The 12,957-nt window shown below is 40.4% G+C and carries 9 protein-coding genes and 1 tRNA gene; 8 read left to right on the plus strand and 2 right to left on the minus strand.

The window, feature by feature from the left end; translation table 11 throughout:
* A partial coding sequence (locus HZA38_05905; protein MBI5415014.1) for an IS30 family transposase occupies window positions 1-110 on the plus strand: 110 nt, incomplete at its 5' end.
* Window positions 111-237: 127 nt separating this feature from the next.
* Complete coding sequence (locus tag HZA38_05910) at window positions 238-831, plus strand: aminopeptidase N C-terminal domain-containing protein (protein MBI5415015.1); 594 nt, start codon at window positions 238-240, stop codon at window positions 829-831.
* Window positions 832-842: 11 nt separating this feature from the next.
* Here the strand turns inward: HZA38_05910 and HZA38_05915 are convergent, their stop codons facing one another.
* Window positions 843-1,565: a hypothetical protein gene (locus HZA38_05915; GenBank protein MBI5415016.1), complete on the minus strand. Its 723-nt coding sequence runs from the start codon at window positions 1,563-1,565 to the stop codon at window positions 843-845.
* Between the two features lie 162 nt (window positions 1,566-1,727).
* On the opposite strand from HZA38_05915, the gene HZA38_05920 reads away from it, so the two are divergent.
* On the plus strand, window positions 1,728-4,490 hold the full coding sequence (locus tag HZA38_05920; GenBank protein ID MBI5415017.1) for an S-layer homology domain-containing protein: 2,763 nt from the start codon (window positions 1,728-1,730) through the stop codon (window positions 4,488-4,490).
* A 180-nt stretch (window positions 4,491-4,670) separates the two neighbouring features.
* Here the strand turns inward: HZA38_05920 and HZA38_05925 are convergent.
* Window positions 4,671-4,747, minus strand: a tRNA-Val gene (locus HZA38_05925).
* 259 nt (window positions 4,748-5,006) lie between these two features.
* Between HZA38_05925 and HZA38_05930 the strand changes: the two genes are divergently transcribed.
* The 5 genes from HZA38_05930 to HZA38_05950 all read left to right on the plus strand — a co-directional run bounded on the left by HZA38_05930 (window position 5,007) and on the right by HZA38_05950 (window position 12,909).
* On the plus strand, window positions 5,007-5,357 hold the full coding sequence (locus HZA38_05930; GenBank protein MBI5415018.1) for a hypothetical protein: 351 nt from the start codon (window positions 5,007-5,009) through the stop codon (window positions 5,355-5,357).
* Window positions 5,354-5,686, plus strand: a complete 333-nt coding sequence (locus tag HZA38_05935) for a hypothetical protein (protein ID MBI5415019.1) — start codon at window positions 5,354-5,356, stop codon at window positions 5,684-5,686. Before HZA38_05930 ends, HZA38_05935 begins: the two co-directional genes overlap by 4 nt.
* Window positions 5,687-5,927: 241 nt before the next feature.
* Window positions 5,928-6,323 (plus strand): hypothetical protein, encoded by a 396-nt coding sequence (locus HZA38_05940; GenBank protein MBI5415020.1) that lies wholly within the window; start codon window positions 5,928-5,930, stop codon window positions 6,321-6,323.
* 11 nt (window positions 6,324-6,334) lie between these two features.
* Window positions 6,335-10,219 carry a PKD domain-containing protein gene (locus tag HZA38_05945; protein ID MBI5415021.1) on the plus strand — a complete coding sequence of 1,295 codons (3,885 nt, stop codon included), beginning with the start codon at window positions 6,335-6,337 and terminating at the stop codon, window positions 10,217-10,219.
* Between the two features lie 35 nt (window positions 10,220-10,254).
* Complete coding sequence (locus HZA38_05950; protein ID MBI5415022.1) at window positions 10,255-12,909, plus strand: PKD domain-containing protein; 2,655 nt, start codon at window positions 10,255-10,257, stop codon at window positions 12,907-12,909.
* Window positions 12,910-12,957 lie beyond the last annotated feature (48 nt).

Here is a 12,957-nt window from a genome sequence, read left to right on the forward strand (position 1 = left end):
CCAAAGTATCAGAAGAAAAAATCTATGCAGTACAAGAAAAACTCAACGACAGACCAAGAAAATCACTTCGATATCGTACTCCAAATGAAGTCATTTCTGATCTCCTCTAGGGGTGGTGCTTATAATCCTTGAATTTTCCAGCTGCTGAGACTTTACAAAAAAGCAAATGCCGTACAATCATCACTTCGTGAAGATGAACGAATAAAAGAGGCAGAAGGGAAAATTGATGTAGATGCTATGAAAGCACGAAAATTAAAAAATGTGTGTCTCTCGTATCTTTGCGCTCTTCAAGATACACATATTCAGCTGGCAAAAGATCAATTCGAAAACCCAGAATGTGGTTCAGATGAACTTATTGCACTTAAAATTCTCTGTGAATCAGAAGAAGAGCGAAAAGGAGCGCTGGCGACATATTTTGAGAGATGGAAAGAAGAACCAATTGGTGTTGATCAATGGATGGAAATGCAAGTGCAAATAGATGATCCGGAAGCAATTGCCATGGCCAAAAAAATTGTTACAAGTGAATCATTTTCATACGAAGTTCCGAGTCGAGCCTTCTCTGTCATTAGGGGATTAATTCAAAATGGAGCTTATTTTCACTCTCAAGAAGGATATGAATTTATTGCTGACGAAATTCTTCGCATAGAAAATGAAACTCTTGCTATTTTGCTGATGAAATCTGCATTCCGAGATCTTCCAAATCTGGAAGCGAGACTTCAAGATCACATAAAAACACAACTCCAAAAAATTGATAATTCACATAGTGGAGAAGCAGTACGCCAATACGCTCAAAAAATGCTCAGAGAAAATTTTCCAGAAGAAAAGAAATAATAATTTGACGATTATAACGAGGTGTTTTCAAGCGCATACGCCACCCTTGTCACTCCATTTTTCGATGAAATTTTTCGAATGGTCATTTTTCCGATTTCTCCAGAATCGCGAACGTGAGTTCCTCCACATCCGCAACCTTCGTATCCCTGAAAATTTACGACTCGAGCAGCTTTTCCGGGAGGAGCAAAAATTTGTCTTTTTTGCGCTTCTTCTGGAGAAAGTTCTATCTTTTCCATGAGAATTTTCGCAGCGACAAGCTCAGTCAAAATCTCTTCCAACTTCGAAATATATTCCTGAGGATTTTTGAGTTCTCCTTTATATTCCACGTATGGACCTTCGGGAAAATGATAACCCTTTGTCGGCACGAGACCCGTGATTCCAGATTTTTGAACCGCAACATCAAGAAGATGCCCCGCAGAATGAAGACGCGCATTCAAGGTTCTTCGTTCAGAATCAATTGTTAATGTGACCTCATCGCCATTTTTCAAAGTGCCGCTGAAAAAATTTCCATAATGGAGAACTGTTCCGGTTTCATCAAGCCTGACATCAGTAACAGCAAACACAGCTGTATTAGAAGAAATTTCTCCAAAGTCCGCCGGCTGTCCGCCACCCTGCGGATAAAAAATCGTTTGATCCAAGATAATCGCTTTTCCTTTTTCCGTGTTGCGTATTTCGAGAACCTTTGCCGCTACTAAAAACAAATACGTATCAGAGAGATAGAGTAATACAGTCATGTGAGAAAAATATAAAAATATGTTTCACAGAAATAATTGATACAATATTTAGAATGCAATGGCAAGTGAAAATGGAAAAATAAAAAAATGAGGAATTGTTTTTTTTGAGCAAAACTGCTCTAATTACGGGGAATTTTTCCATTATTTTTCCCCCATATTCGCATGAAAAAATTCCCCTCCTTTTTGAAAGGAATTGCCCTCTCTTCTGTGGCAATACTTTCACTTGTTTTTTCTCCGCTTGTTTCACTCGCGGTGGATGAACTCCCATTGCCGACTGAAGCAGAGAAAACTTCTGTGGTAAATCTTATTTTGGCTTCAGAAGAAGCAAATTCTGCAACCGCAACTATTACTGATGCTCGAGCAGAATATATGCGAGCAAAAATTACGTACATCAAAACAGGAACAGAGGGATCTGGTCTTGCAAAAAAATCTGGAGCAGAGTGGCAAGTAATTTATCAAGGGGATGGCAAAGAAATGTGTGAAGCCATTGCATCGCATAATTTCCCAGCAGATATGGTGCCAGAATGTGGGGAAAAAAAAGAAGAGAATTCAAACACTGACGGAGTTGATTATCCTTCAGCTGCTGACACTGAAATATTGAAGGATCTTAACACTCCACAGGATGGAAAGGTGTATGACTTTTATATTTCTGCCCCCTCTACATCTACTCATGTCTATGGCTGGTACATATTAGAAGGACAACAATCTTCTGAAGAAAATTGGAGGGCAGGTTTTCTCGCGGTGAAAAATAATGGTACATGGGAAGTAGTACATAAATTTGCGAGTCAAGAAGAAGATTATTGTGCTCCTGCGAAAAAATATGATTTTCCTGAGAGAATGAGAGATCTCTGTAGTGAAAGCATTGAGAAAGGTGAAACTCCTCTCCCTGAAACAGAAGAAAACATTATAGATACCTATGAGGAAGCCGTAACTGAAGTTGATAATGCGTACACACAGGTTGATTTAATGGACGACGAACTCTGGGGACTTGAAGGCGAGGAACTTGCCACTGATGAAATTATTCAGTGCGTAAATGATTTTGAAGCTATCACCTGGGGAGGAGATGACTATCTCTATGAATATGAGTTTGATACCGACTTTTGGAATTCAGAATATCAAGGGCCACTTGCGGACACATGGCAAAAATGTTGGGATCTCATTGATGCTGCGTGGTATTCTCAGGATCCTGAGGTTTGGGTGAATGACAGAATTGAGGAGCTAGATCAAATGAGAACTCAGGTGGAATATTTTTCTGGTCAGATTTTAGAACATGAAAATGAATCTATTGGACAGCTCGCGATAGATGCGCTCGACCTCATTGATAAACTCGATAGTGTGTTTACTGATATTTTATATTACCTTACCGACGGTCCAAATTATAACTATGAAGCAGCGATTGATCTTATTGATAATCAATATGATCCGATGAGAAATGATCTGAACACGATTATTCCTGATCTCGAGTATTATCTCGATGTCGTTATTACTGAAGAAGATTATAAATTTTTGTGGCAACAAATCCAGGATGCACGTACAGTCCTTGATGAAAAGGCATCTTCTAGCAAAATTGCGAAAAATACCATCAATACGTGTTACGACCTTCTCACTGAAGGAGAGGATCTTCACAATGAGGCTATTGATCATCTGAGTTATAAGGAAGTCGATCTCTTTAATGATACGGAATATGCCATTGATGATTGGGCGAGTGAGGTCGAAGACACGTGTGATTTTCTTTTTGAGGAAGAAGAACTGAGTTCTGCAAATGTTGATGGATACGTGGAAGATGTCTACAAAGGGAAAAATAAGGATGAAATGGCAGATGTGATGAATCTCGTTGCAGATGCGATTGCGCGAGAAGTTATGCAGAAACTCATGACTATGGATCCGAAAGTACTCGATGCCCTCCTCGCCTCTGCAGGAAAAGAATATGCTGACGATACAGCGAGCCTCATTTCTGCGCTGAATATGGTGCCGGACAAACATCAGGATGAACTCGTAGAACAGAAGAAAAGTGTTATGGAAGAGATGAAGAAACTTGAGGAGGCGAGAAAAGCTCTCGAGACGGAAAATGCCTCTCTGAAAGATGAACTCAAGAAATTGAAAGAACTTGAGAATAAAATTGCTGGAAATACTTTTTACGGTGATTCTGCAAAAGAAATTACCGGGGAAATTAAGGACTTGAAAGAAAATATTACTGAACTTTCCGAAAAGGATTTACAAAAGAAGGTAGCAGATTTGGACAAGAAAACGGATGAAGCGGTAAAAGAATCCCAAAAAGAGCAATACAAAGACGGAGTCGTTCCATTTACGGATGTGAAATTGACCGATTGGTACGCTCCATCTGTGGCGGAAATGAAAGATGAGGGAATTGTAAAGGGCTACACTGACAAGGAAACTCAAAAATCAACTGGAGAATTTGGAGCCACTGATACTCTCACAGTTGGAGCAATTCTGAAGATGGCAATTGAAGCGGTTGAAAGCGAGAAAGTTTCAGCTGCTGAAGGAAATGATCATTGGGCTGAACCATATAAGAAAATAGCGACCGAGAAATATGGAGTAAAGGTATCGAAAGGTCTTGATGATAAAGTTACCAGGAGTGAAGTAGCAGAAATGCTGGTAAAAATTGGAGGACTTCTCCTCTCTGATGACAAAGAAGCTCACTGTCCGGATGTTTCAGCAGATGACACCTATTTTGCAGTATGGCAAACAGTGTACAACAACAAAATAATGCAGGGAGATAACGGTGGGACAGGAACATGCCGTGGGAATGACAATCTTAACCGTGCTGAAGCATCAAAAGTTGTTGAAAAATTGCTGGATCTCAAGAAGAAAGAGGAAACGAAAAAGGTAGCAGAAAAAGAAAGGACTCAGAAGGAAGAAGAGAAAAAAGATGTACCACCTCCTCTTGAAGGCACGAAAAAATAAAGAAAATATTGGACAAGAAAAACCCGGGACGTGAGACTTCTTCGTTCCGGGTTTTTTGAAATGCGATGAATTCTCCGCTCTAATTAATAATATGTGAGGTCCCTCAATCGCTTCGCTCTTTCGGGACACAGTATCTTCGGACTCGTCCGCTAAAATGCGGACTCGTCTCGAATTCAACTGTGGTGGGCGCTGAGGGATTCGAACCCGCGACCCTCTCGGTGTAAACGAGATGCTCTAGCCAGCTGAGCTAAGCGCCCGAACTCAAAAAATATTTTTGCGGAGGGAGTGTACCCGAAAGATCGAACAAAGAGCAAGATTTTTTTATCTCTCATTCGTTCCCCAAACATAATATGGACTTGAACTTGACATAATTTATTTTTATTGTTAATATCCTCTCCTTTTTCTTGCACTGAACCAATTTTTCTCCATTTTCCAAAATATTGACAAAGAAATAGGAGAAGAGGAAAATTCGGGTACGAAGGAGTCACGATCACCACTTTTTTTGAGCACCCCCTTATGGACCCAATACATATTCACAATCTCCTCCGCCAGCTTACGAATGAAGTGCGATGTCCCAGTTGTAAGATTCGAGTTCGTCCGAATATGATTCATGTTGAAAATTCAACAGAAAACTATTGTCTTCTCAGAATTCGGTGTCATGCCTGTGGTGAAATTTTCCATGGACATGCTCATGTAGGAATCAAAGTGGCTTCAGGAGAAAATGTTCCTGAAACTGTTCGTCGAATAGCTCCAAAGGATCTTCCTCCTGCTCCTCCGCCAATTTCAGACGAAGAACTTGCAAATTTGGAAGGAGCACTTGTTCAAAAGATAAGCAGTATCACTGAGTTTTTTCAGGTGCATGCATGAAGAAAAACCATCACGGAATTTTTTTCATTATCGGCATATCCCTCATGCTTCTTGCACTTTCTGCGTGCGAGTTGCCATATAAAAATGAGGTACAGCAAAAAATTGATGACGCACGAGAAAAAGGCGAGGAAATAAAAGGAAAGACTCTCGAAACCTTTGATAGTATTCAAAATGACCTCAAAAACACGAAAGAAGATGCAGAAAAAACACTCAATCAGGTCCAAGAAAAGGTTGATGATATCAACAACGCTGCAAAAGCCATCAACAAAGTTTTTGGAGAAGATGACAAAAAAGACCCAAAATCCTCTCCTCCACCACCCCAACCGTAATTCCCATGAAATTCTTCACAAAGAAGCTCACCTGAGTTTCTTTTTTTGATGACTTTTGATACTTCGCTTTTGGGATACTACTTCTCATAAATACTGCGAAGTTTTAGAAACTATAATTCAATAGCCAAAGCTTCGTGGTATAATACAAAAATTTAAGTACGCTTTTTAAAACGAAGCAGTATGAGTTGAAAAAAAAGCGTGTTTATGAGATAATGATGAGATAAAAATTTATATATTCTCCATGAAGAAAAAAATTTTCCTCCTCATTGGAATTTTTGCCATTGGACTTCTCTCCGGAGTTTTTGCAAATTCTGCGTTCCGAGCAGATACCGTTTTTGATGGACCAGGACTTGAAGGAGGTTTGCAGTATCTTAAGACACTTCTTCTCGGAACTGGCATAGACACTTCCACATCTCTGATTGGAGCAATTCTCTTCTGGGTTCGTATTCTCCTCATCATTGCCGGAACACTCGCATTTGTGGGATTCATATGGGCTGGAGTCCTCTACGTCACAACTTTTGCGAGTGAGGAGAATAGTGAGAAGGCAAAAAAGATTATGATGTACACGGGTATAGGAATTATTGTTATTCTCTTTTCCTACGCGCTCACAAACTTCTTTATTAACGCAGCGGTCTAAAACAAAAACCTATGAAAACCTTTTTCAAATACATATTTCTTGGAATTTTCTTCTTCTCGATCTTTTCGGGAATTCAAAGTTTTTCGGCTTCAGCAATAGACATGGGGCAGAAATGTCCTCCAGGAGGCTGCCTTACTCCGCCTCCAATAGGTGAAGTTGCCCCTGAAATCATCACAGACAAAAGTTTTCGGGCAGCAGCATTGCAAGTGGTAAATTATTTCCTTGGTTTTCTCGGACTCGTTGCTGTCATCGCGGTTATTTACGGCGGATTTTTGATGCTCCTTTCTGGAGGCGAAGATGAAAATGTCACCAAGGGAAAGAAGATTATCCTCTACGCAGGTCTCGGAATAATTATCATTCTCCTCTCTTACGCCATAGTGAACTTTTTTATCGATGCTGGAAAAGATCAGCCGAATACGCCGCCACCGGTTGAAAATCCTGACAACCCAAAAGATGACAAGCCCGTAGTTGTTGATAAAGATGGAAAACTCGCAGAAAAAAATAAAGATGGAACTACCACTCCTATCGTTATTAATCCAACAAATCCTCGTCTTCCTCCAGGTCTCATTCTCCTTCCTGACAACACAATTATTACCAAAGATGGGACAAAAATTCCGGGGAAAATTGTAATAAAACCAGATGGAAGTGCTGCACTCGTCGGGAAAGACGGAAAAGAACTTCCTCCTGGAACAATTATTAATGCCGATGGAAGCATTACTCTTCCAAACGGAACTCGAATTTTCCCGGATGGAACCACAATCCTTGCTGATGGAACCATCATTCTCCCCGATGGCACTATTCTCCCTCCGGGAAGTTATAATGTCCTTGATGATGGAACTATTCTCCTTCCAAATGGAACACAAATATCTTCAAATTTCAAAACTCCAGACTCTTCTCTAAAAATTTTGGTGAAAGCAATTGCAGAGCCATCAAAAGGGAAAGCTCCACTTACACTTCAGCTTTCCGGAATAGACTCAAAATATCCGGGACTCGATGAAACTATTCCCGATAATTCTTTTCACTGGAGTTATATTGATCGCAGCGGGAAAACGATTGAACTCGGAGGAGGACATTCCAAAATTGTTACTCTGGAACAGAGCGGAAGATACGTCTTTACTCTGCGAATTGACAAGCGTGAAAGCGGACCGGAACAAATGGATGGAGTTGATACTGTTCAGGTCACGGTTGAAGATTCTGGACCTCCTGTCGATTTCCTCATTAATGGAGAGAAATCTCAACTCTTTCAGGAATTTTCACTCTCTGAAGCAGGAAGAGGAATTGTATTTTCTCCGCGTCTTCAGGAATCAGAATTGCAAAATGTTCAGGAATATTCATGGGATTTTGGCGATGGAACACCTCTTCGAAAAAAAGAAACAGGAGATCCCATTACGCACATTTTCTCAAAGAAAGGAGAATATAGTGTTGTTCTTTCTGTAAAAGATGCTTTGGGACAAACTAATATGAGAACAGTTACCATTCTTGTTTCTGATATTGTCGCAAGAATGAGTATTTCTCCACGAGAAAGAATTGTGGGAAATCCTATTTCTTTTTCGGCAAGTGCTTCGAGTAGTAATTTAGGCGATATCGTTTCGTACAAGTGGACGCTTATTGATAGCACCGGTGAAAAACAAGAAAACTCTGAAGAGAATTTTTCAAAAATATTCCCAAAAGGCGGAAATGTTCAGGTCTCACTCAGCATTACCGATTCCTCCGGAGAAACTGCCGTTTCTTCTGAAATTATCACTATCGAAACTCAAAAACCGACTGCTGGTTTTGATGCTCGACCAAAAAGCAATTCTCAGCCATCTCTCATTCTTTTTGACGCAGGACTCAGTAATGATCCAGAAGGATCTCCGCTGACATATTCTTGGGATTTCGAAAATGATGGCACATACGAGATCACGAATTTGAGTTCCAGTAGAGCTGAATATACTTTTTCAGAAACTGGAGCACACAACATTAAGCTGGAAGTCACTGATGACAGTGGAAAATCAGATGCAACCGTGAAGAGAATCGATATATCTTCGGTCCTCAACGTAGAATTCACCGCTACTACTTTTGTGACGCATCCAGAAGAACAAATTACATTTTCTGCAAAATCATCAAACGCCATCAAATACTATTGGGATTTTGGAGACTCCGAAATCGCTCAAGGATCTCAGCCAGATACAACTCATATTTTTCGCAACAAGGGAAAATATACGGTAGAGCTTACGGTATTCGACACAAATGATACAGAAAACTCAATTCAGCACAGCATATATGTAGGAGAAAAAGATATGCCCGTTGCCGGGTATGAAGTACAAAAAGACGGAATTCTTCAGATGATAGAATCAGATCATTGTGGAGAAGGGAAACCTGGCATAAGTGTTTCTCGAGTCGACGTTGTTACTTTTGATGCTGAACCTTCGATTAACAGAGATGGTTCTCACTCCAATCTTGAATACGAATGGATATTTCATGATCGAACGTTTGAACGAAACAAAACAGCAAACAAGAAATTCAATGAACCCGCTGACAAAACAGACTGTTTTCCCGTGAAACTCACGGTAAAAGATGTGCTCTCTCAAAAAACAAATACTGCAGAGGTGCTTTGGATCAAAGTAGTGAATTCAGCACCACAAATGGATTCCCTCGTCGTTTCAATTCCAGAGAATAAAACCGCTCCTGTGATTGTTCCTCTAAAAGTGCAAAATGCAAAGGATCCTGATGGAAATGTTGTCGAGTATAAATGGTGGGCATATCGCTCAGGAGAAAAAGAAAAAATTGGTCTTCATACGAGCACGATTCCCCAAACAAGTATCATTCTGCCAGCGTATGGCAATCCAAAGGAAACAAGCCGCTATTATTTTGTCGTGGAAATGAAAGACAACCTCGGAAAAAGTATAAATTCCGAAGATCTTTTTGGAAAAAGTTCTTTTGTAGAAGTGGTGAATGGAGAAAATAGAAGTCCTCTCGTAGACTTTAAAATGGAAAAAACGAGCATAGATGAAGGAGATACTATTACATTTTATGCCACTGCAAAAGATCCTCTCGGTGGAACTATTCCTGATTCTGGATACTATTGGGATTTTGATGGGGATAATATATACGATGATATTTCTTCCGGACCTCAGGCATCACATCGCTATGAAAAACCCGGAGAATACACCGTAAAACTTAAGGTGATATACAGAGGACTTGCAACAAGCCAAACTCGAACAGTATATGTCGCTCGAAGACACAAACTTCCGAAAGCTGCATTTTCCTATACGGTTCAAGGACATAATGTTGTATTTGATGCGGGAGAATCGGAAGCAGATGGAACCGTTCCGAATAACCGACTCACGTACTCGTGGGATTTTGATGCAAAAAAAGATTCTGATGGAGATGGCAATTCTGAGAATGACGTCGATTCCACCGAAATGCGTACAAAAGAATTCTTTGAAGATTTTGGAATGAGATCAGTAAAACTTACTGTTGCCGATATTCTTGGCGTAGAAGACAACGTCATACGTGATGTTCCTGTTGCTGAAAGTGGCAGAGTGCTTGGAAAAGGTGATCGTATTTCTTCTTCAGGAGAAGCTCTCGGAATTTTTGGAAGCATACGACTCAAATCCAGTCATTCGATTACGACTCTTGATCTCGTTCTCGGAAATAGGGTTGTAACAAAAAATGAAAAAACTCAACTTTTGGCATTTGTAAAAAATGCGAATAACACTCTTTTTGAAGGTCAAATTCAATTCCGAATTCTTTCTGGATCTGCTACGATCTCTTCCGAATCCGTGACCGCCGCCTTAGGCGAAGCTGCAACTCAAATTCTCTCCGAAAATACAGGGAAAGTTGTTATTGAGGCGACTGCAAAAAATACCGTTTCTGGCGACATTTCTGAAATTATCACCTTGCTCGTGGAATAAATTTTTTATAATTCCCTTCGCGAAAAAAATTACACATGAAGAAATTGTCTCTTATTCTCAGGCTTTCCACTATCGCGCTCGGATTTTTTGGAGGAATTTTTTTGATAATGATTCTCTATTTTTCCATAATCATTGGAGAACCGGCATCTGCAAGCGGAATTGTTTATGTAAAACTCGGAAATACCCTTACTCTTGAAGCCGAGGGGAATCCTCAAGGAGTCTCATATTCATGGGTACTAAAAAAAGGAGAAGAAGTTATTCCCCAAAAATTTGTCGAAAAAGGAAAAGATTCTGCTACAGCTGAGGAGAAAATGAGTTCTTCAGACCGAACATTCCGTCATACATTTTCTGATTTGGGTGAGTTTACTATCAGTCTTATTCTCACAAATACAGCTACTGGAGAAGTACAAAGTACGAGCGCAAAAGTACTCGTGAGCCTCGAAAATCCAAAATTTACTTCTGAAAAAGCTGTATTAAAAACACTTCCTGAAACAAAGGCGGATGGGACTCTCGTGCTTTCTGGAGAATCCGCAGAAGTTATTTTCTTTCCTTCTGCACCGGGAAATCCATCTGAATTTCATATAGATGCTGATATTGCAGAAGATAGTGATGGAGACGGAATCGCAGATAATGATAATGACAACAAAGGTCACGCGTCATTTTTTAGCGGACAAGCGTGGAGTAAAATCTATCAAAATAAAAAAACTTCCCAGATCGCTCAATTGACGGTAGTTTACGATACAGGAAAAACGGAAAAAGCGAGTGTGGAAATACTTTTTACTGACAATAAGGAACAGAAAGAAAAACCACTCAAGGCAGTTTTAGAAACAAATCCTCCGGCAGATAAGGATGGAATTATTCATCTTTCTGGAGATGAAGGAGATGTGACATTTTTTCCAGGAAATTCTGAGGGAAATATTTTGGAATACCGAATTGATAAAAATATTTTATTTGATACAAATCAAGACGGAAACACCGGAAATGACATCGACAATGGAGAGTCCTCTTCTTTTGAAGTCAGTGCGCCCTGGACGACGAATTTTCAGAAAGCATGGGGAGCCGTCACCGTAGAACTCCTCGTTGTTGGAAAAGACAAAAGCGGAAGCAGATTGCAACGCCAGATTGTATTTGATGGAAAGGAAATTGCGCCTCCTTCATCTTCTGAGGAAGTGCCTCCAGAATCATTCCAAAAGCTCATTGTAAGTCAGAAAAAAATATTTGCGGGAGAAACAGTAGATTTCCTTCTCCTCGGCGTCCAGGAAGGCACGAATATCATTTGGGATTTTGATGGTGATGGCATTCCAGAATATGAGGGCATTCGAACGAGCAATAGTTACCAATATCAATTTGAGGGAGAATATCCAGTGATTGTTCAAATTAAAAAAGAAAAGGGAGAAAACATTCGTTTTGAAGAAAGCATTACCGTTCAGGGGCGAAAGGAAGGAGAAACGCTTACGTCTCCTCCAACTGCCAGCTTTACTTTTTTGATTTCAAAAGGAGAAGTCACTTTTCAGAGTACTTCCGAAGCGGATAGAAGACTCATTGAGAAGAAAATTTCATATTCTTGGGATTTTGGAGATGCAGGAGTAAGTGATGAAGCAGCTCCAAAACATACTTACGCCAAAACCGGAACATTTACTGCTGTTCTCACGGTAACGGATTCTATTGGACGAAGCAGTACTACAGCGCAAAACATCACTCTTACCGAAATTGCTTCCGTAGAAACTCCACCTCCAGGAGAACCAGAGGTAAAGCCTAAGGAACCAGGTCCAGAAACTCCTCCCGTATCAACCGAGCCGCCGACAGAAATTCCTTCAGAATCCGGAGTGCCGTCAGAAAATGGAGGATGGGGAATTCTTTGGATAATCGCTTTTATTCTCCTCGTGCCAATTGGTCTCGTCGGTATTTATCTCGTGATTCGAAAAATTCAGTTGCCCGATCTTTCATTCGAAGAAATTATTATTGAGGATATCGAAAAACTGAGAGGGAAAAAGCATGATGAAATCTCCGCAGAAGCAATATCTTTCACTCCATCCACGCCACAGACCGCTATCCTCATTCCAAAGACCGAAGTTCAAATTCAAAAAGAAGTTTCTTCTGTGTCTTCTCAAGTTTCCCAAGGAACTCCTCAGCAGAGGAATGTTATCGATATTACGGAAAGCGCTCCTGAGCCTTCAGAAGCTCATGAAGAAACAACTCCTGAATGGCTTAAAGATAGCAATAGTAATACTCCTCAGCCAATTTCAGGAACAGATGAATCTTCTCATGAAGATGTTCCTGACTGGCTCAAAGATACTCATGCTGATTCCGAAAAGGCTCATGATAATGATGAAACATCTCATGAGGAACAAACCCAGAGTGAACAGGTTCCTGACTGGCTGCACGAGAATATCGGGCCAGAAACACCAGCAGCATCTGTACCTTCGACTTCTTCTGAAGAAAATGGTGATATTTTAGGTTCGGATGAAGTACCTCACGAATCTCATGATGATATAGAAGAATCAGAGGAAGTACCTGAAGTTATTAGTGAAACTGAGGCTTCAGAAGACGAAAATCAGGAAAGTGAAGAAAATGAACTGACTGGAGAGGTTGCTCCTCCACCAGTTTCAAATCAGAATTCTTCCGAAAATGCTCCCCTTCCGCCACCTGAGGAAGAAGCGCTTCCAGATTGGCTCAAGGGAGAGAAGTAGGAATCAGGAAGTAGGAATCAGGAATTAGGAATTAGGGATCAGGAATTA

Source organism: Candidatus Peregrinibacteria bacterium (assembly GCA_016220175.1).
Lineage (GTDB): Bacteria > Patescibacteriota > Gracilibacteria > CAIRYL01 > CAIRYL01 > JACRHZ01.